Here is a 20,194-nt window from a genome sequence, read left to right as displayed (position 1 = left end):
GAGATTACCGGTTTCCCCACCCGTCCCGGGAGGAACCGCGAAGACGGGTCATGGTGGCGGCAGGTGGGCGAGCTGAACGAGGCGTACACCTTCCCGTCGGGTGACCAGCCGACCACGACCCGGCGGCAGCGGGCCGGGCCGCACCGGCCCGACGAGCGCGCCCTCGTCCGGGCTTCCCGCCATCACCAGACCGGCTGTCGAGAGTTCCCGCAGCCGCTGCACGATCGGCTCGTACTGGGCCCGGCCCGCCCCGCCCGTGCGGCGGGCCAGCACCAGGTGCAGCCCGACGTCCCGGGCGTGTGGCAGGTGCTCCTCCAGCGCCCGCAACGGGTTCGCCGGACCGGCAGCCACCAGGTCGTAGTCGTCGACGAGCACGAACAGCTCCGGCCCCGACCACCAGGACCTGTCGCGCAACTGCTGCGGAGTGACCTCCGGGCCGGCGGCCCGCCGCTCCAGATAACCGGCGGCCGACTCGACCAGGTCGGCGGTGTGCGCCGCCGCGGTGCCGTACCCGATCAGGTGTGGCGTCTCGATGGCGTCCAGCAGGCTGCGTCGATAGTCGACAAGGATCACCCGGGCCTGCTCGGGCGTGAACCGGGTGATGATCGAGGTGGCCAACGCCCGCAGGAACGACGACTTGCCGCACTCCGCGTCGCCGAAGACCACGAAGTGCGGCTCGGTCGCGAAGTCGAGCAGCACCGGACGCAGGTCCGCCTCGGCGATCCCGATCGGCAGCCGCAGCCCGGTCGCCGCGGCGAGATCCAGTTCGGTGTACGGCAACACGGGCGGAAGGACCCGCACCCGGGGCGCGGCAGGGCCGGTCCAACTGTCGGCGACCCGCTTGACCAGATCGGTGGTGTCCCCGCCGTCGGCGGTGAGCTGCGGCAGCGCGGTCAGGAAGTGCAGGCTCTCGGCCGTCACACCCCGCCCGGGCTGCTCCGGCACGTTCGCCGCTGCCCTCCGCGCCACAAGCGAATCCGCCGGGTCGCCGAGGCGCAGCTCCAGCCGGGAGCCGAACAGGTCCCGGATCGCCGGACGGAAATCCAGCCAGCGCAGCGCCGTGGCGACGACGTGCACCCCGTACGACAGGCCGCGGGTGGCCAGGTCGGTGACCAGGGGCTCCAGATCGTCGTACTCGCCACGGACGGTGCTCCAGCCGTCGATCACCAGGAACACGTCGCCGAACGGGTCCGCTCCCGGCTGGCTGGCCGCGCCCACGGCGGCCCGACGCTGCCGGTACGCCGACATCGATTCCACGCCCAGCTCGTCGAAGCGGCGCTCCCGCTCGGCCAACAGCGTGGTCATCTCGCCGACGGTTCGCCGAACGGCGGTCGGATCGGCCCGACCCGTCACCCCGCCCACATGTGGCAGCTCCCGCAGTGCCGCCAGGCCACCGCCGCCGAAGTCGAGGCAGTAGACCTGCACCTCGGCCGGGGTGTGGGTGAGCGCCAGCGCGCAGATCAACGTCCGCAGCGCCGTGGACTTGCCGCTCTGCGGCGCGCCGATCACCGCGACGTGCCCGGCCGCGCCGTCCAGCGCCAGCCAGAGCAGATCGCGGCGCTGCTCCAACGGCCGGTCCACCACTGCCACCGGCACGCCGAGCGCGCCGTGCAGCTCGGGGTTGCCCACCGTGAGCCCGCGCGCCGGATCCACCTCGACCGTGCCGAGCAGTTCGTCCAGGGCGGGCGGCTCACCGAGCGGCGGAAGCCAGACCTGGTGCGCGGGCGGACCCTGCCCGACGAGCCTGTCGACAAGCAGGTCGAGCAGGGTCTCCCGGCTGCTCTCGTCCTCGGCCACCATCGGCAGCGCCAGAGTGGCCGGCTCCGGCAGCGGCACCGTGTGGGTGGTGAAGGTGAGCAGACGCGCATCCGCCCCGGCTGCGGCACTCGCCGACGTGGCCCGGCGGCGGACCGCGCCGGAGACGTACGCGGCCTTGAACCGGGCCAGTGGGTCGGTGCCGGCGCGCAGGTAGCCGTGGCCCGGTGAGCGGGGCAGCTCGTGCGCGTCCGGCACGCCGAGGACCGTACGGGACTCCAGCGCGGAGAACGTGCGTAGCCCGATCCGGTACGACAGGTGGGTGTCGAGGCCGCGCAGCCGGCCCTCCTCCAGGCGCTGGCTGGCGAGCAGCAGGTGCACGCCGAGCGACCGACCCAACCGGCCGATCTGGACGAACAGGTCGATGAAGTCGGGCTTGGCGGAGAGCAGCTCGGAGAACTCGTCGCAGATCAGCAGCAGCGACGGCAACGGGGCCAGCGGGGTGCCGGCGGCACGGGCACGCTCGTAGTCGCGCACGCTTGCGAAGTTGCCGGCCCGGCGCAGCAGCTCCTGCCGGCGTACCAGCTCGCCGTTGATCGCGTCGACCATCCGGTCGACAAGCGGCAGCGCGTCGGCCAGGTTGGTGATCACCGCGGCGGTGTGCGGCAGCCTGCCGAACGGGGCGAAGGTGGCACCGCCCTTGAAGTCGACAAGGACGAAGTTGAGCTGCTCGGAGCTGTGCGTGGCGGCCAAGCCCAGCACCAGCGTGCGGAGCAGCTCGGACTTGCCGGAGCCGGTCGCGCCGATGAGCAGGCCGTGCGGACCCATCCCGTCCTGCGCGGACTCCTTGAGGTCCAACTCGATGGCACCTCCGTCGGCGCCCACCCCGATCGGCACCCGCAGGCGGTCCCGGGCCGAGCGGGGTGCCCAGCCCTGCTCGGCGGTGAAGCCCTCCGGGTCGCCGAGACCGAGCAGCTCCGGCAGGCCCAGCTCGGCGTGCAGCGGCGCGTCCGGACCGCGTGCCGTGCCGGCGAGCCGCAGCGGTGCCAACCGTCGGGCGACCGCCTCGGCGTCGGTCAGGTCGAGCTGATCGGCGATGCCCACCTCCGCATGGCCCTCGATCGAGAAGGAGTGCAGCCGCCGGCCGCGCAGCTCCAGCAGCAACGCGTACCTGTCGAGCAGGCGAGGTGGCGGAGTTTCCAGGTCCAGAACGGTGACCGCGTCGATGCCGCCGTCACCTGTCAGGTCGCTGGCGCCGGTCAGGTCGCCGCCGTCGAGGACCACCACCACGTGCGGACCGTCGGTGGCCGTACCGGCCGGGCTGAACCGGGAGCGGCTTGCCAGTACATCGCCGAGCAGCCGTTCCAGGTCGGCGACCGAGGTGGTGACCAGCCGCACCGCGCCGAGCGCGTCGGTGCGCACGGGGTGGTGGGCGTGCGGAAGCCACTTCACCCACTCCCACTCGGCTCGGCGTTCCGGCCCCGCGCAGATCGCGATCAGCAACTCGTCGGCGGCGTGGAAGACCGCCAGCTGGGTCAGTACGGCCCGGACCAGGGACTGCGCCGCCGGGTCGCCGGTGTGCGGCCCGCCGGTGGCCGGCGTGCTGCCCGTGCCGCTGCGCACGTGCACCCGGGCGAAGCTGCGCAGCGACAGGGCCACCGGCAGTTCCGGCACCACCGAGTACGCGTCCAGGAAGCGGCGCAGCGCACCTGCGGTCATCGGCTCCAGCTCCTCAAGCGGCCGGGTCACCGGTGGGACAAGGGGGGTGGCGAGCGTCTGCGGCCCGACGGCGACCCGTACGACAGCGAAGTCCGGGTCAGCGGGACGCCGCTCCCAGACCCGGTGGCTGTCCACAGTCGACCAGAGGCGGCCCGGATCCGGGTGCCGGTAGTAGAGCCCTGCCCGCTGTTGCCCGGCCGTCTGCCGGACCCGGCGACGCAGGGTGGCCAGGTGGCGCAGGTACTCCCGGCGGGCCGCCATCATCTCCGACTTCTTCGGCATGCCCGAGGCGCTGCCCCAGGACGTCACGAGCATCGCCAGTGAGGAGAGCCCGAACATCCCTCCCACCACGTACGAGTAGGCGCCGCCGCCCCGGCCGAACATCATCGCCATCGCCACTGTGCCGCCAAGCATGGGCAGCAGCATGAGCATCTGCTGCCACCGTCCACCGGTCACCGCGGGGATCTCCGGCGGCGCCTCGACCGGCAGGTCACCGGCGGGGATCTCCGGTGCCGGCCGGCGCGGCGGACGCTTGATGATGACTGTGGACACTCGGCCTCCTGACAGCGCTGGGTAACCCGAGGCTGGCTCATCGTAGGTAAAGTCCTGTCGTCCGCGCAGCCTCCGATCCCCCTCGATATGGAGACCAGTCGATGACAGCAGGGCTGGCCCGCGTCACCATCAGTGCGCCGCAGCGGCGGGTGGACGTCGCACTGCCGGAGCAGACGCCGCTGGCGGAGCTGCTGCCCGACGTGCTCCGACACGCCGGTGAGGGCCTGGCCGACGACGGCGAACGGCACGGCGGCTGGGTGCTGCGGCGCACCGACGGCGCGCTGCTGGCGACCGCTCAGGCGCTGCTGCCGCAGGGCGTACGCGACGGCGAGGTGCTGCACCTGGTGCCGGCCCACACCCACTGGCCCGAGCTTGAGTACGACGACGTGGTGGAGGCGATCGCCGACGGCGCCCGGCGTCGTGGCGGTGCCTGGTCACCCACAGCCACCCGGGTCGCCGGCCTGGCCGGCGCGGCGGTGCCGCTCGCCGTCGGGCTGCTCGCCCTGCTCGTCAGCGGCCCGACGCTCCGCAGCGGCTGGCTCGCTGCGACGATCGTGGCACTGCTGCTCACTGTTGCCGGCGCGGTCGCCTCCCGGGCCAACGGCGACGGCGTGGCCGGGGCGACACTCGGCGGGTACGCCCTGCCGTACGCGTTCGTCGCCGGCGCCCTCGCGGTCGGCTCGGGCGATCCGGTCGGGCCACTGGGGCTGGCACGCTGGGTCGGCGCTCCCGAACTGCTTGCCGGTTCGGTGGCGCTGCTGCTGGTGGCCCTGCTCGGGCTGCTCGGGGTGGCAAGTCGACTGCGGGTCTTCGTAGCCGGCGTCACCGTCGGCCTTGTCGGTGCCGGTGCGGCTCTCGGCGCGCTGCTGCTGACCCCGGCCGGCACGGCAGCGGTGCTGCTCAGCGCCCTGGTCTTCGCCGTTGGCGCGATCCCGCTGCTGGCGATCCGGTTGGGCAAGCTGCCGCTGCCGCCGATCACCCTGCCGGCCACCGCGTCCAACGGCGAGCCGGAGCGGGCCCGGGACCTGCCGGATCGGGGTCGGGTGCACGCGGCCGTGGCCCGTACCGAGGAGATGCTCACCGGGATGCTGCTCGGGCACGCCCTGCTCGTGGTTGCCGCGGCGGCGGTGCTCGGGCCCGCCGGTGGCACGGCCGGGCGGGTGCTGGTGGCGGTGGTCTCGGCAGTGCTGCTGCTGCGCTCGCGACTGTTCGTGGCGCTGCGGCACCGGGTGCCGACGGTGCTCGCCGGGCTGGCCGGCTACGCGGTGCTCGGCGCCGTACTCGTCGATCGGGCCGACGACACCGGGCGGCTGGCGCTGGCCCTGGGCGGTGCGGCGCTGGGCCTGGTGGCCGTGGCCGCCGGCACCGGATACGCCCGCCGGCCGGTCTCGCCGTACCTCGGAAGGGTCGCCGACCTCACCGACACGGCGCTCGTGGTCGCCGTGGTGCCGGTCGCCTGCGCGGTGCTCGACCTGTACGACAGGGCCCGGGGGCTGCTCGGCTGAGCGGCTCCCGGGCCCGGTGCGTCAGGATGCGTCAGTGCAGGGTCTCGCCGCGCGCCTCGGCGTCGCGGGCACGCTGGTACGAGGCGTGGATCTCGGCCTCGGCCTCGGTGCGGCCGACCCAGGTCGCGCCCTCCACCGACTTGCCGGGCTCCAGGTCCTTGTAGACCTCGAAGAAGTGCTGGATCTCCAGCCGGTCGAACTCGCCCACGTGGTGGATGTCGCGCAGGTGCTCCTGGCGGGGGTCCTCGTAGGGTACGCAGAGGACCTTGTCGTCCCCGCCCTTCTCGTCGGTCATCCGGAACATGCCGATGGCGCGGCACCTGATCAGGCAGCCCGGGAAGGTCGGCTCGGGGACCAGCACGAGGGCGTCGAGCGGGTCGCCGTCCTCGCCCAGGGTGCCCTCGATGAACCCGTAGTCGGCCGGGTACTGGGTGGACGTGAAGAGGGTGCGGTCCAGCCGGATCCGGCCGGTCGCGTGGTCCACCTCGTACTTGTTCCGGTGACCCTTGGGGATCTCAACCGTCACGTCGAAATCCATCTGCACGCTCCCTCGTCTGCCCACGCTGGCTAACGGAAACCACTGGCGGCTCCCCGGACAGGTGAATGCCCACCCGCCGACGCCGGCCGCCGCATAGTCTTCGGACCGAAGTAGTGTCACCCAAGCCGGTTTTCGCTGGGGGAGGAGGGGGTCGTGGGGAGGGAAGATTCACACTACCGCCCGGACGGGGGCGCTGCACGCGGTACCGGACGATCCGGCTCCGGCGGCGCCACCGGGCGAGTGCCGGTGCCCGAGGCCCACCTCCCGCAGCCTCCCGAACCGACATCTCCGGCACCGGGGTCGACCTCCGAGCGGCCCGCGCCCCTGCCGTGGAGCCCGCCCGGCTCGGTGGCTGCCGGCCCGAACACCGGCCGCTTCCCGGTTCTCGGTGGCGACCGGCCCGCCAGCGCCCCGGCGGCTGGCCGTGCCGTGGTGCCGACCAGTCCCGCCTCGGGCGGTCCCGTTCCAGCCTCCGGCGCTCCCGCTCCGGGTGGTCCTGCTCCGGGTGGTCCTGCCCAGGCCGGCCCTCCGCCGGCCGGTGACCGACCGACCGCCCCCGCAGGCGTACCGCCGCTGGGTCCACCGATCTCCGCGCTGCCGGCTCCGGCCGGCGTCGAGCCGCCCACCGCGCCCACCGGCCCGCGCCGCCGGGGACGGCTTCTGGCCGTGCTCGCCACGGTGCTGCTGATGGTGCTCGCCGGCGTCGGCGTGGTCGTGGCCCGACCTGGGCCGGTGGCTGGCTGGCTGGGCGAGGACGACGCATCGACGCCGGTCGCGGCCGGTGCCACCCCGGAACCCGACCCGTCGGAGGTGCTGGCCGGGCCGGACGCGAATGCTCCGCTGCCCACCCCGGACGGGGTGAAGGCCGCGCTGGGCCCGCTAGTCGGTGCCGCAGCCCTGGGTGACCGGGTGAACGTCTCGGTGGCCGACGTGACCTCCGGCCAGACACTCTTCGCCAAGGGCGCCGACGACGGGACTGTGCCCGCCTCGGTGACCAAGTTGGCGACAGCGGTGACAGTGCTGGCCGCCCGTGGTCCCGGCCACCGGATCCCCACCCGGGTGGTGGCCGGCAACAAGCCCGGCGAGGTGGTGCTCGTCGGCGGCGGTGACCCGACCCTCGCTGTGGACAAGAAGGGCTACTACCCGGGCGCGGCACGCCTTGACGACCTGGCCGCACAGGTGCGTACCGCGCTCGGCGGCACGGCCCCGACGAGCGTCACCGTAGACGGGACGATCTACTCCGGCCCGGTGTACGGCCCCGGCTGGGACGCCGACATCCCCACCGGCGGCTACGGCGGTGCGGTCACCGCGCTGATGACCGACGGCGCGCGGCGTGACCCGGGAGCCGACCCCGGAGGCGCGGAACGGGTCACCGAGCCCGACCTCGTCGCGGGCCGGTCGTTCGCCCGGCTGCTCGGCGTGCCGGCCGGCACCGTCAAGCGGGGTACGGCTCCGGCCCTGGCCGCCGCCGCGGGTGGCACCCCGCCTCCCGGCACCGAGCTGGGTACGGTGCAGTCCCCACCGTTGATCCGTCTGGTGGACATCATGATCAGCGAGAGCGACAACCTGCTGGCCGAGGCGCTCGCCCGCCAGGTGGCGCTGGCCCGCAGTCAACCGGCCTCGTTCGACGGCGCCGCCGCGGCCATGGACGCGGAGGTGGCGGCGCTGGGCCTGCCCGCCGACGAGATGACCCTCTCCGACGGCAGCGGGCTGTCCCGCCGCAACCGGATCAGCCCGTCTCTGCTCACCGATCTGATCCGGCTGGCCGCCAGCCCGGACCACCCGGAGCTGGCAGGTGTCTTCGGCGGCCTGCCGGTGGGCGGCTGGTCCGGCACCCTGGACGACCGCTACCGGGGTGCTCCCGGCACCGCCGCCGGAGCTGGCGCCGTCCGGGCCAAGACCGGCACGCTGACCGGCGTGCACGCCATCGCGGGCCTGGTCACCACGGTCGACGGCCGGCTGCTCACCTTCGCGGTGCTCACCGACAAGGTGCCCGGAGGCACGGACACCGCCCAACCGGCGCTGGACCGGATCGCCGCCGCGCTGGCGGGCTGCGGCTGCCGCTGACCGGCCCGTCGGGAGCCTCCACCGTCGCTCCTGACGCCCGCGAACGTCGAGCGCGGAAGCCCGCGACCGGTGTCTATCGCCGACGCGACCCCGGGCCGAGGTGTCGGGGCGCGGGTACGGTGGGTCCATGGCGCAGTTCGTGGACTGGGATCTGGCCGCCGCCACCGCGGGGGCGTTGAGCAAGTCGGGCCCTCGGGTGTCGTACGCCGAGGCGACCGACGTGGTCGGCGACCTGCGTCGGCTTACCGACGAGGCGGCCGGACACGTGGCCGACTACACGGGGCTACGGGCGCAGGTGGCCCATCCGCCGGTCCGGGTGGTGGACCGCCGGGACTGGGCGGCCACGAACATCGCCGGGCTACGTGAGGTGATCACTCCGCTGGTCAGCCGCCTCTCCGGCGACAAGCAGCCCGGCGTGCTGACCGAGGCGATCGGGTCCCGTCTGACCGGTGTGCAGGCCGGCACGGTGCTTGCCTACCTGTCCGGCCGGGTCCTCGGCCAGTACGAGGTCTTCTCCGCCGACCCGGGCCAACTGCTGCTTGTCGCGCCGAACATCGTCGAGGTGGAGCGCAAGCTCGGCGCCGATCCGCGCGACTTCCGGCTCTGGGTGTGCCTGCACGAGGTCACCCACCGCACCCAGTTCACCGCCGTGCCGTGGATGCGTGCCTACTTCCTGGGCGAGGTGCAGGCGTTCGTGGACGCCTCGTCCAACGGCGGCGAGCACCTGGTCGAGCGGCTGCGGCGTGGCGTGGCGACGCTGTCCGAGGCGGTCCGCGATCCGGAGAGCCGTACCAGCGTGCTGGACATTGTCCAGACCCCGGCGCAGCGGGCCGTGCTGGACCGGCTCACCGCGCTGATGACCCTGCTGGAGGGGCACGCCGAGTTCGTGATGGACGGCGTCGGCCCGCAGGTGATCCCGAGCGTGGAGCGGATCCGGGCGTCGTTCAACAGACGTCGCGAGGCGGGCAACCCGCTGGAGAAGGCGATCCGCCGGCTGCTCGGGGTGGACGTCAAGATGCGCCAGTACGCCGAGGGCCGCAAGTTCGTGCACGGCGTGGTCGAGCGGGTCGGCATGGAGGGCTTCAACTCGATCTTCAACTCTCCGCTCACCCTGCCCCGGTTGTCCGAGCTTGGCGATCCGGACGCCTGGGTGGCGCGGGTGCACGGCCCGGCCGGCCACATCCCGGCCGCTGGCTGACCGTCCGCAGGTGGCCGCGCTCGCCCCGCCGGTGGCCGCGATCCGGGTGGTCGTCCGCCGCGCGCTGAACGGCCTGCCGCCCGGTGGTCCTGTGCTGGTGGCCTGTTCCGGTGGTGCCGACTCGCTCGCCCTGGCTGCGGCGACCGCCTTCGTGGTACCCCGGCTGGGCCGGTCTGCGGGGCTGGTGACCGTCGACCACGGCCTGCAGGCCGGCTCGGCGCAGCGGGCGGAGGCAGTGGCTGTCTGGGCACGTGAGGTCGGCTTCGCTCCGGTGGAGGTGGCCCGGGTGGAGGTGGCAGGGCGTCCGGGCGGCCCCGAGGCGGCGGCCCGGGAGGCCCGCTACCAGGCATTGACGGAGGCGGCTCGCCAGCACGGGGCTGCCGCGCTGCTCACCGGTCACACCCGGGACGACCAGGCGGAGACCGTGCTGCTTGCGCTGGCGCGGGGAGCCGGCCCGCGCGGGCTGGCCGGAATGCCGGCTCGACGGGACCTGGCCGGGGTGCCGCTGCTGCGCCCGCTGCTGGAGATCAGCCGGGAGCAGACCCGCGCCGCCTGTGCCGCGCTCGGCCTCGACATGTGGCAGGACCCGCACAACACCGACCCGTCGTACGCCCGCTCAAGGGTCCGCGCCGACCTGCTGCCGGCGCTGGTACGCGCGCTCGGGCCGGGCGTGGTGGACAACCTCGCGCGTACCGCCCGGTTGGTGGCGGCGGACAACGCCGCTCTCGACGGGTTGGCGGTGGCGGCGCTGGCGGCGGCCCGGTGTGCCGATGGAGGGCTCTCCGTGGCGGCGTTGGCGGGCCTGGTGCCCGCCGTGCGTGGCCGGGTGCTGCACACCTGGGCGCGGGAGTTGGGCGCCCTGCCGGCTGCTTTGTCCTACGGGCATGTCAACGCGTTGGACGCCCTGGTCACCGAGTGGCACGGTCAGGGGCCTGTCGACCTGCCCGGAGGGATCCGGGTGCTGCGCCGCGCCGGCCGGCTGGCGCCGGTCGACCCCACCTGACTCGTTCGTGCGTCACGAGCCGGCCTGCGTCAGACGGTGTGCACGCGGTCCCGGAAGGTCGTCCGGTAGCTGTGCGGGGTGGCGCCGACGCGGCGGTTGAAGTGGTGGCGCAGCGCCGCCGCGTCGCCGAAGCCTGCCCGGTCGGCCACCGCCTCCACGCTCAGCGGGGTCTCCTCCAGCAGCCGTCGGGCGAGCAGCACCCGCTGATTGGTGAGCCAGTCGTGCGGGGTGGTGCCGGTTTCGGCGCGGAACCGGCGGGCGAACGTACGCGGCGCCATGCCGGCGCGCGCGGCCAACTCCTCGACGGTGATGGGGCGATCCAGATGCCCCATGAGCCACTCCAGCACCGGCTCCAGGGTCGGCGCCTCGGGCACCCTCGGGATCGGCGCCTCGACGTACTGCGACTGCCCGCCGTCGCGGTGCGGCGGCACCACCATCCGGCGGGCCAGGCGGGTCGCGGTGGCCGAGCCGTGCTCCTGGCGGACCAGGTGCAGGCAGGCGTCGATACCGGCCGCGGTGCCGGCGCTTGTCAACAGGCGGCCGTCCTGGACGTAGAGCGAGTTGCAGCGGACCCGGGCACGCGGGTGGCGGTCCTGAAGCTCGTCGACGTACCGCCAGTGGGTGGTGCACTCGCGGTCGTCGAGCAGCCCGGCCTCGCCGAGCAGGAAGGCTCCGGAGCAGACGCTGAACAGGTGCGCTCCGCGTGCGTCGGCTCGCCGGAGCGCGTCCAGGACCGGGCCCGGAACGGTCGTGCCCTGGGCGTGCGCCGGTACGGCCACCAGGTCGGCGTCCTCAAGCGGACCGAGGTCGGCGTTCGGGGTGAGGTGGAACCCGGCCGAGGTGCGTACGGGGGCGCCGTTCGGGCCGCACACGTCGAAGCGGTACGCGGGGAAGCCGTCGGCGGTGCGGTCGGTGCCGAACACCTCTGCGAGCACTCCGAGCTCGAAGGGGGCGACCTGGTCCAGGACGAGGACGGCAACGGATCTGAGCATGTGACGAGGGTAACCCGACGGGTGGCAGTAAATCGATGATCAGTGTCATGACTGCCACTGTTCGGTAGGCGCGAGCCGTCGCAGACTGGTCTCAGCCCGGTGCGCACCGGCGGCGAAACCGACAGCAAACACGCGAAAGTGAGCGCCGCCATGGAGTTCCTGTTCTTCCTCCTGTTCCTCGCCCTGCTCGTCGCCGCCTCGGCGGCCGGCCTCACCGCGGACAGCCGCGACTCGGCCGACTGGAAGCCCACTGAGGACGGCCGCCGGTGGCAGTCCCGTACCAGCTGATGCCTTTGAGGGCTTTTGACCTGAAAATCCCGGGCGGGACCGCGCCGAAAGGTGCGGCCCCGCCGACGGAGGCCATGCGACGTACGGCAGGCTAGGAGGCATGGCTGACGGCTCCTGGTACGACGCCGACATCGACCACGTGATCATCTCCGAGGCGCAGATCCGCGAGAAGACGGCGGAGCTGGCCAAGCAGGTCTCCGCCGACTACGCCCACGTGGGTGACGGACTGCTGCTGGTCTGCGTGCTCAAGGGTGCGGTGATGTTCATGGCGGACTTCGCCCGGGCGTTGGGCCGCAACGGCCCCCCGGCCGAACTCGACTTCATGGCCATCTCCTCCTATGGCCAGGGCACCACCTCTTCCGGTGTGGTCCGCATCCTCAAGGACCTCGACCGGGACATCGCCGGCCGGCACGTCGTTGTCGTCGAGGACATCGTCGACTCCGGGCTGACGCTCTCCTGGCTGCTGCGCTACCTGGAGTCGCGCTCGGCGGCGAGCGTCGAGGTGGTCGCGCTGTTCCGCAAGCCGGATGCGGTCAAGGTGCCGGTCCCGGTGAAGTACGTCGGTTTCGACATCCCCACCGAGTTCGTGGTCGGGTACGGCCTGGACTTCGGTGAGCGCTACCGCGAGCTGCCGTACGTCGGGGTGCTCAAGCCCGAGGTCTACGCCCGGTCCTGAGGTCGGCCGGCCCGGTCCACCTGGGTCGTGAGCGCAACTCGCATCGGTGTTCGTCAAGCCGACGTTCAGCGCGCTCTCAGTTCTTCCGGTTACCGTGGAGCCCGGTGGCGTGAAAAGTACCCTCGCGCCCGCCCCCTCGACCGCGTGACCGGGCGTTCGGGTGGTCGGGCCGGAATTTCCGCCACGCCGGTTTCTGCCCGGGACCCGCCGTACGACCTCGGTGTGGGGCTGGCGAGGCCGCCCATGGTGCCCGCCGTCGATGGCGACGGTGCACCGAGTGCGGGGCTCGCGAGCTCACTCGTCGCGTACACGGTGTACCGTCGAATGACCGCGGCGCGGCAGTTTTCGCGCTTCGGGGTCGAGGCCGGCCCGCACGGCGGCTCCGGCGGCCGCTCACGCGGCGACACCAATCAGACGGTCAGGACGTCGATCAGGAGGATGCGGGCGCCTTGGCGCTCGACAACAGTATGGAACGTACGCGTTTCTTCCGCCGACCGGTGGTCTGGATCATCCTGGTCATCCTCGGCGCCGTTGTGCTCAGTCAGCTGTTCACCAGTGGTCCCAGCTACCACCGCGTGGACACTTCCGTTGCGCTCGACCAGCTCCATACCGCGAAGATCAATAAAGTCGTCTTCCAGGACAAGGAGCAGACGCTCCAGCTCGACCTGGCCGAGAAGACGAAGTTCGGTAAGACCGAGACCGACAAGATCGAGGCCCAGTTCCCGTATCAGGCTGGCGACCAGATCTGGAACGAGGTGTTGGACGCCAAGGCGGCCAACCGGGTCACCGGCCCTGCCGACGTCGAGGTCTCGTCGGACAGCATCTGGGTGAGCCTGCTGGTCAACCTGCTGCCCATCGCGCTACTCGTGCTCCTGCTGCTGTTCTTCATGTCGCAGATGCAGGGCGGCGGCTCCCGGGTGCTCAACTTCGGCAAGTCCAAGGCGAAGATGATCACCAAGGACACTCCGAAGACGACCTTCGCGGACGTCGCGGGTGCCGAGGAAGCCGTCGAGGAACTGCACGAGATCAAGGACTTCCTGCAGAACCCGGCGAAGTACCAGGCCCTGGGCGCCAAGATCCCGAAGGGCGTGCTGCTGTTCGGCCCGCCCGGAACCGGTAAGACGCTGCTGGCCCGCGCGGTCGCCGGCGAGGCCGGGGTGCCGTTCTACTCCATCTCGGGCTCCGATTTCGTCGAGATGTTCGTCGGTGTCGGTGCCAGCCGGGTCCGTGACCTCTTCGAGCAGGCCAAGGCGAACGCCCCGGCGATCGTCTTCGTCGACGAGATCGACGCCGTCGGCCGGCACCGTGGCGCCGGCATGGGCGGCGGTCACGACGAGCGCGAGCAGACGCTCAACCAGCTGCTCGTCGAGATGGACGGCTTCGACACCAAGGGCGGGGTCATCCTGATCGCGGCCACCAACCGGCCGGACATCCTCGACCCGGCGCTGCTGCGCCCCGGTCGGTTCGACCGGCAGATCCCGGTGGACGCCCCCGACATGGAGGGACGCAAGGCCATCCTGCGGGTGCACGCCAAGGGCAAGCCGTTCGCCCCCGACGTCGACCTCGACGCGGTGGCACGGCGTACCCCGGGCTTCAGCGGTGCCGACCTGGCCAACGTGATCAACGAGTCGGCTCTGCTCACCGCCCGTAAGGACCAGCGGGCGATCACCAACGACTCGCTGGAAGAGTCGATCGACCGCGTGATCGCCGGTCCGCAGCGACGGACCCGGGTGATGAGCGACCAGGAGAAGAAGATCACCGCGTACCACGAGGGTGGGCACGCGCTTGTCGCCTGGGCGCTGCCGCACGCCGCGCCGGTGCACAAGGTGACGATCCTGTCCCGTGGCCGCTCGCTGGGCCACACCCTGGTGCTGCCGACCGAAGACAAGTACACCCAGACCCGGGCCGAAATGATCGACACCCTGGCGTACGCGCTGGGCGGCCGGGCCGCTGAGGAACTCGTCTTCCACGAGCCCACCACCGGCGCTGGCAACGACATCGAGAAGGCCACCCAACTGGCCCGCGCGATGATCACCCAGTACGGCATGAGCTCGAAGCTCGGTGCGATCAAGTACGGCACCAGCGGGGACGAGCCGTTCCTCGGCCGCAACATGGGCCACGAGCGGGACTACTCGGACTCCGTGGCCGCCGAGATCGACGGCGAGATGCGGGCGTTGGTCGAGCTGGCGCACGACGAGGCGTGGGAGATCCTGGTGGAATACCGGGACGTCCTGGACAACATCGTGCTCGAGCTGATGGAGAAGGAAACCCTCTCCACGGCCGACATGGCGCGGATCTGCTCCCGGGTGGTCAAGCGCCCGCCGCTGGCGCCGTACAACGGCTTCGGCAAGCGCCAGCCCTCCACCGAGCCGCCCGTGCTCACCCCCGCGGAAAAGGACGCGCTCAAGGCGCAGGCCCAGGCCGACGGCGCGCAGGCGTCCGTCGGTGGCGGCACACCGTCCAACAACTCGGACGGTACGCACTGAGCAACGACCCGACGGCCAGCTCCCCGAACAGGGAGCTGGCCGTCTCCGCGACCGAACCCGACGGTGACGACGCCCTGGACTACGTGGCCGCCCGACTGATCAGCGGCAGGCTCAGCGGCCGCCCGGTCGAGGAGGCCATCGACCTCGGCCGGATCGAGAAGGCAGTCCGGGAAATCCTGATCGCGGTCGGCGAGGACCCGGATCGTGACGGGCTCCAACAGACCCCGGCCCGGGTCGCCCGCGCGTACGCCGAGCTGTTCGCCGGTCTTCGGGTCGACCCGGCGCAGGTCCTCAGCACCACATTCGAGGCCAACCACGAAGAACTCGTGATCGTCCGGGACATCGACGTGATGAGCCTCTGCGAGCACCACCTGCTGCCGTTCCGCGGCAGCGCGCACATCGGCTACATCCCCGGCCCGGACGGGCGGATCACCGGCCTGTCCAAGCTGGCCCGGCTGGTCGAGGTCTTCGCCCGCCGTCCGCAGGTGCAGGAACGCCTCACCTCCCAGGTCGCCGACCTGCTGATGAGCAAGCTCGCACCCCGGGGCGTCGTCGTGGTGCTGGAGTGCGAGCACATGTGCATGGCGATGCGTGGCATCCAGAAGTCCGGTGCCCAGACCATCACCTCGGCGGTACGCGGCATCCTGCAGTCGGACTCCAAGTCGCGGGCCGAGGCGATGGCGCTGATCATCCCCCGCTGACCGCACGCTGCTGGTCGGCCGACCAACTCCGCTGTTCGCGGTGGGTCAGCCGGCCAGCAGGGCCAGCAGCAGAACCGCCGTTACCAGCACCGCCGGCACCAGGCAGACAAGCGCGCCGAAGCGCACAGTGCGGTCCAGCCGCTCACCCGGGCCGGCGCGGAACAACCGCCCGACGCCCACCCAACCGGCGACGAACGCGACCGCCGGCATCGGCAGCCCGCAGATCAGCGCCGCCACACTTGCCGCACCCGCACCGGTCGACGCGTACACGATCACCTGGATCAGTGGCACGAGCAGCGCGAGTGGCCCGTACACCAGAAGGTTGCGCGCCCGCGCGGGCCAGGAACCCGGCCGGAACCCACGGCGGGCGGCCAGCGCCGCGTCCGCCGCCTCGGCCCGGCCCCGCGCCGCCCGCAGCGCCGCCAACACGGCCGCCGGGCCGCCGGCCATCGACCGGGCCGCCTCGGTCAGCTCCGGCGGCGACGGCACCAGCGAGATCGCCGGTACGCCCAGCTCCCGCAGCCGCTCCTGCTGACTCGCCAGCCCAGCGCGGACCACCGTCAGCTCTTCCCGGGCGGCCTCCGCCGAGCGGGCCTGCTCGCCGGCTGCCGCTGCCGCGCCGCGCCGCACCCCGTCCAGCTGACGTGCCGCCGCCAGGTACTCCGACCACGCGTTGGCGGGCTCCGCGCCCGACCGCGCATCGTCCGGCCCGGCCGTCCGCTGCCGGACCGGCCCGGTCACCGTCGCCTCCGCGCTCATCCCCGCACCTCCCGCGCGCACCGCCGGATCACCACGCCTCGTCGGCGAACGGCACCAGTACCGTGCCCCGATCGCCCGGACCATCCCAGAGCGTCACCCGGTCGGGGCGCGTCCGCCACTCCACCGGCCGGCCGAAGACGGCCGCGAGCTGCGCGGCCGGCACATCCAGCACCGCTACGGCGGCGAGCTTGTCCACCTCGCCGTCCGGCTCCAGCAGCGCGGCGAACGGCGGCACCGCCCGCCACCAGCCCAACAGGTGCCGTCCCGCAGGCGGGCCGTCCCGCAGCAGGGCGCGCAGCCGGTCCGCCGACAACTCCCGGGGACCAGGGCGGTCCAACCCGAAGACCACGAGGTACGTCGGCAGCTCGTCGTCCGGATCCGCGAGCAGCGTCGGCAGGTCGACAATGCTGGCCGGATGGCGAGCGGCAAGCTCGGCCGTCAGCGCCTCCACCAGCGGCCGGGCACCCGGGTCGGGTGCCGCCAGCAGGAACCGCGCCGTGCCCGGCGGGTGATGGGCCGCGGTACTCCGGGCCGCCGTCGCCAGCAGCCCACCCGCCGCCGGACCCGACCCCAGCACCGCGAGGTTACGGCCGGCCGCAGGCCCCAGCGGTACGGCAACAGTCGTGCGGGCCACGTCCACAGCCCGGCCGAGCAGGGCAGCCGGCCCGTGCGCCTGCCCCGCCAGTGCGGCCCGGTGCCGGGGATCGTTGCCCAGCAGTGGCCGCGCGTAGCCGGCGAACACCACAGGCGGGGCCGACCCCGCCGGCCGGGCGGCGAAGAGTTCGTGCCGCAGCCGCTCCACCACCTCCGGGTGGTCCTGCGGATCGGGGTGCCGGATCAGCCGCTCGTGGCCACGGATCGCGCCCCGAGGACCGCCCAGCCCACCGGCGGTGTTCACCACCGCACTGCCGACCGGCAGCCCTGCCGCCGAGTCGTTCGTCGGCTCCAGCACCGGGCTGCCGCCCGGCAGCGCCACCCGTACCGGAAACTGCCCGAGCACCGAATCCCGGTGCCCGCCGTCCGAGCGGGCGCTCAACCCCAGCTCACCCGCCCCGGCCAGAATCAGGTGTACGCCGTACGCCCGACCGGATCGGGCCAGCCCGTCCAACAGGGAGGCCACCTCGGCAGCCAGCCGGTCACGCTCGGCGAAGACCGACGGCAGATTGTCCACCACACACACGATCCGGGGCAGCGGCTGGTGCTGGCGCAACTCGGCGAAGCGCTGGCCACCCGCCCGCTCGGCCGCCTCCGTCCGGCGCCGCACCTCGGCCGTCAACTGTTCGAGCAGATCCCGCACGTACTCCCGGTCGGCAGCCATCGCCGCCGCCCGCACCTGCGGAATCCAGGACCGGTCCCGCTCGGTCTGGAGGAACTCCACGAAGGACTCGCCGTCCCCGAGATCGGCCAGGTAGAGGGCGAGGTCGTCCGGACCGTACCGGGCGACAAGCCCGAGCAACGCCGTGGTCAGGAACGCCGCACGCCCCGCCTCGGACCGGCCACTCACCAGCCAGTGGGGGGTCAGCTCCGTGAACCCCAGCGGCACCGGCCGACCCCCGGCATCACCGACCATCGTGGTCAACCCGTCGGCCGAGTCGGACTCCCAGAGCCGCTCACCCGTCGCCGGCAGCAGATCCGCCAACGCCAACCGGGAACCCGCCTCCACCTGCTCGGCCAGCCGCCTGCACACCGCGTCAACCAGGTCGGCCGGCGGGTCCGCCTCGACGAAGACAGGCGAGTTCAACCCACCCGGCGGTTCGGCACCGGGGCTCGCGAACGACGTCCCCGGCGGATCACCAAGCAGCGCGTACGCGTTGCGCAACACCAGCGGAGTGGCCCGCGGCAGTGGCGCCCGAGCCGCATACGGGCCGGCCGGAGGCCAACCCGTCACCACCAGGTGCAATCCAGCGGCCGGACCCTGCTCCGCCAACGCCTCGATCCGCGCCAGATCCGTCGGGCCGGTCAGCTCCGGCAGCACCGCGACCACCAGCAGCAGCGTCCGGTCGTGGCGGCGCCGCCCGCTCGCCCCCGGGGCCACCCACTGCTCCGCCTCGGTCAGCACCGCGCGCAAACCCGCCACGTCCACGGCCGGCGGTGGCAACAGACCCGCGTCGCCCAGCGCGCCGAACGGGCTGAGCACAGCACCCGTGGCGTCCACCGCACGCACCAGCAGCGAACCCGCAGGCGCCGCACCCAGCAGCCGCAACAGCACAGCCCGCAGGAGCCCCGCCACCCGAGGCTCCCGGGCGTCGGCGTCCACACTCAGATGTCCGGCTCCGACCAGCGGCACCAGCGCGGGGAAACGGGCGTCGTCCAACGGCGCCGCCGTACCCACCCTCACGAACGGAGGCGGGCCGTCACCAGCCGGAGAATCTGCGGTCAGCGAATCCAGGGCGGCGCCCGACCAACCCGGAGCCAGCCGCTCGGCAACAACCCGCAGACGGTCGGCCAACTCGTACTGGCGACGCTGGTCAGCGGGGGCCGGGCGGGTCTCGTCGAGGATGCCTGCAGCGGCGGTCACGACAGCTGCGGCCCGGCGGTGCAGCGCTGCGGCGCGGTTCGTGCGTGCCTTCGGACCGGCCACCGCGTCCACCCCCTCTGCCCGAGGTTGGCAACCCCTCCCGAGCAGAGACGGTATCCCAGCCAGGGCCGCTCCACCGGGAGGTGCCACGGCGGTGCGCCGGTGTTGTCGCGGATCTCACCAGTGGGCAGCGGTCCGTCACGATCCGCTCGATCTGAGGCATTGGCTCCGGAGCGTCCAGCCGTTAACGTCAGGAGGTGGAATCAGTGCAGCCCCCCGCCGGTTCCCAGGTCTCCCGCGTACCGGCCCAGCGGGCACCGTCCGAGCAGCTGCCGCCGGCCCAGGCCGCGCCAGCGCCGGAGCCGCCACGCCGCCGGTTGCGGACTGTGCTCATCGTTGTCGGAGGGGTGCTCGCCCTGCTCGGCATGGGTGCTGTCATCACCGGCTTCGTCTGGTACAACAGGGCTGCCACTCCGGACCGGAGCTCACCCGACGTCGTCGTCGTTAACTATCTACAGGCTGCGCTTGTATCTCGCGATTTCAACAGGGCCAAGCTGTTCACCTGCGATGGCGCAGTTCCCGCCCTGGATGAGTTTGGTGCTCAGATAATCCAGCGGGAAAGGGAGCTGAACGTTTCCTTCTCGATCAACATCGAGGGCGTTGCGGCGTCTACGACCGGTCAGGACGCCTCTTCGGTCGTCGCTGTCATTCGGCGAAGTGCATCGATTGACGGCGTTCAACAGAGCCTGACCGACACCTGGCGCTTCGACGTGCAAGACAGAGACGGCTGGCGTGTATGCGATGGGGCCAAGGTGAGCTGACCGTCACTCGATCCACAGCAGGTGAACCGGAACCTCCAAGGTGGTGGGTGACTGGCCGCGCCAGGCCCAGCGGTACCACTCCACCTCGGGCGTGATCCGTACACAGATGTCGCCCTCGGCGCCCGAGTACGTCTCGGTGACCGCCCGCATGTCCCGATGTTCCACGCCGTCCTCGACGTGCACGACCCGGCGCCCGGTCACCGCGTCCGCCTCGAAGACGGGGGTGGGCGACGGGTGGGTCGGGCCGTCCAGTGAGACCAGCCGGATGCCGGTTTCTCGGGTGCTGTCCGCCGCGGGCCGCTCGACGATCGTCTCCACCCACACCCGCTCCACGGGCATCAGCGGCGCGAACACCTCGACCTGGTCTGCCTCGGCCCGGTACCACTCGTGCTCGGGAATCACCGGCACGTAGGTGCGGGCACCCTGCACCACCCGGTCGTCGGCGCGCAGATCGCCTCGCCAACCCAGACCCGGCAGGCCCACCAGTACCCGCCGTCCGCGTAGCTCCACGGGCTCGGTCGCGGAGACGATGGTCAGCGGACGAGGCGGCCGAGGTGCCCAGTCGGGCTGGTCGGCGAAGGGGTCCGGCATTGGTCCGGTCATGCCCGTTGTGACC

At 72.6% G+C, this 20,194-nt stretch carries 15 protein-coding genes; 9 read left to right on the top strand and 6 right to left on the bottom strand.

Translation table 11 applies throughout. The features are described 5' to 3' along the window. Positions 1 to 48 precede the first annotated feature (48 nt). On the bottom strand, positions 49 to 4,026 hold the full coding sequence (gene eccCa, locus ADK66_RS12560; RefSeq protein ID WP_053654814.1) for a type VII secretion protein EccCa: 3,978 nt from the start codon (positions 4,024 to 4,026) through the stop codon (positions 49 to 51). A gap of 101 nt (positions 4,027 to 4,127) precedes the next feature. Here eccCa and eccD point away from each other — a divergent pair, with 101 nt between their 5' ends. Next, positions 4,128 to 5,531 carry a type VII secretion integral membrane protein EccD gene (gene eccD, locus ADK66_RS12555; RefSeq protein ID WP_053654812.1) on the top strand — a complete coding sequence of 468 codons (1,404 nt, stop codon included), beginning with the start codon at positions 4,128 to 4,130 and terminating at the stop codon, positions 5,529 to 5,531. A gap of 31 nt (positions 5,532 to 5,562) precedes the next feature. Here eccD and ADK66_RS12550 read toward each other — a convergent pair whose 3' ends face one another. Beyond that, entirely contained in the window at positions 5,563 to 6,069 is a 507-nt protein-coding gene (locus tag ADK66_RS12550; protein ID WP_053654810.1) for an inorganic diphosphatase, read from the bottom strand. Between the two features lie 594 nt (positions 6,070 to 6,663). Here ADK66_RS12550 and dacB point away from each other — a divergent pair. The 3 genes from dacB to tilS all read left to right on the top strand — a co-directional run bounded on the left by dacB (position 6,664) and on the right by tilS (position 10,337). Next, positions 6,664 to 8,136: a D-alanyl-D-alanine carboxypeptidase/D-alanyl-D-alanine-endopeptidase gene (dacB, locus tag ADK66_RS12545; protein WP_369814785.1), complete on the top strand. Its 1,473-nt coding sequence runs from the start codon at positions 6,664 to 6,666 to the stop codon at positions 8,134 to 8,136. Between the two features lie 127 nt (positions 8,137 to 8,263). Next, entirely contained in the window at positions 8,264 to 9,334 is a 1,071-nt protein-coding gene (locus tag ADK66_RS12540; RefSeq protein WP_053654806.1) for a zinc-dependent metalloprotease, read from the top strand. A 10-nt stretch (positions 9,335 to 9,344) separates the two neighbouring features. After that, a complete protein-coding gene (gene tilS, locus ADK66_RS12535; RefSeq protein ID WP_053655064.1) occupies positions 9,345 to 10,337 on the top strand; it encodes a tRNA lysidine(34) synthetase TilS in 993 nt (330 codons plus the stop codon). Positions 10,338 to 10,366: 29 nt separating this feature from the next. On the opposite strand, the gene ADK66_RS12530 is transcribed toward tilS, so the two are convergent. Continuing rightward, positions 10,367 to 11,329: a GlxA family transcriptional regulator gene (locus tag ADK66_RS12530; RefSeq protein WP_053654805.1), complete on the bottom strand. Its 963-nt coding sequence runs from the start codon at positions 11,327 to 11,329 to the stop codon at positions 10,367 to 10,369. Between the two features lie 138 nt (positions 11,330 to 11,467). Between ADK66_RS12530 and ADK66_RS12525 the strand changes: the two genes are divergently transcribed. From ADK66_RS12525 to folE, 4 genes are all read left to right on the top strand, one after another. Beyond that, on the top strand, positions 11,468 to 11,617 hold the full coding sequence (locus tag ADK66_RS12525) for a hypothetical protein (RefSeq protein WP_157552414.1): 150 nt from the start codon (positions 11,468 to 11,470) through the stop codon (positions 11,615 to 11,617). 100 nt (positions 11,618 to 11,717) lie between these two features. Beyond that, the gene (gene hpt, locus ADK66_RS12520) at positions 11,718 to 12,293 is read left to right on the top strand and encodes a hypoxanthine phosphoribosyltransferase (protein WP_030328005.1); all 576 of its coding nucleotides are present in this window, start codon (positions 11,718 to 11,720) and stop codon (positions 12,291 to 12,293) included. 467 nt (positions 12,294 to 12,760) lie between these two features. Next, on the top strand, positions 12,761 to 14,779 hold the full coding sequence (gene ftsH / locus ADK66_RS12515) for an ATP-dependent zinc metalloprotease FtsH (RefSeq protein WP_053654801.1): 2,019 nt from the start codon (positions 12,761 to 12,763) through the stop codon (positions 14,777 to 14,779). 35 nt (positions 14,780 to 14,814) lie between these two features. Continuing rightward, a complete protein-coding gene (gene folE / locus ADK66_RS12510) occupies positions 14,815 to 15,480 on the top strand; it encodes a GTP cyclohydrolase I FolE (RefSeq protein ID WP_053655062.1) in 666 nt (221 codons plus the stop codon). Positions 15,481 to 15,525: 45 nt separating this feature from the next. Here folE and ADK66_RS12505 read toward each other — a convergent pair whose 3' ends face one another. Together ADK66_RS12505 and ADK66_RS12500 are read right to left on the bottom strand one after the other, a co-directional pair. Beyond that, positions 15,526 to 16,239, bottom strand: coding sequence for a hypothetical protein (locus tag ADK66_RS12505; protein ID WP_053654799.1), 714 nt, complete (start codon positions 16,237 to 16,239; stop codon positions 15,526 to 15,528). A 28-nt stretch (positions 16,240 to 16,267) separates the two neighbouring features. Next, positions 16,268 to 18,829 (bottom strand): FtsK/SpoIIIE domain-containing protein, encoded by a 2,562-nt coding sequence (locus ADK66_RS12500; RefSeq protein WP_053654797.1) that lies wholly within the window; start codon positions 18,827 to 18,829, stop codon positions 16,268 to 16,270. 185 nt (positions 18,830 to 19,014) lie between these two features. Between ADK66_RS12500 and ADK66_RS12495 the strand changes: the two genes are divergently transcribed. After that, complete coding sequence (locus ADK66_RS12495; protein WP_197281497.1) at positions 19,015 to 19,578, top strand: hypothetical protein; 564 nt, start codon at positions 19,015 to 19,017, stop codon at positions 19,576 to 19,578. 3 nt (positions 19,579 to 19,581) lie between these two features. On the opposite strand, the gene ADK66_RS12490 is transcribed toward ADK66_RS12495, so the two are convergent. Then, on the bottom strand, positions 19,582 to 20,181 hold the full coding sequence (locus ADK66_RS12490; protein ID WP_053654794.1) for a hypothetical protein: 600 nt from the start codon (positions 20,179 to 20,181) through the stop codon (positions 19,582 to 19,584). Positions 20,182 to 20,194: the final 13 nt, after the last annotated feature.

The sequence above is a fragment of the Micromonospora sp. NRRL B-16802 genome, from assembly GCF_001279555.1.
Lineage (GTDB): Bacteria > Actinomycetota > Actinomycetes > Mycobacteriales > Micromonosporaceae > Micromonospora > Micromonospora profundi.
The sequence above is the reverse complement of the archived record's forward strand: the minus strand, read 5'-3'. Positions and strand labels throughout refer to the sequence as shown.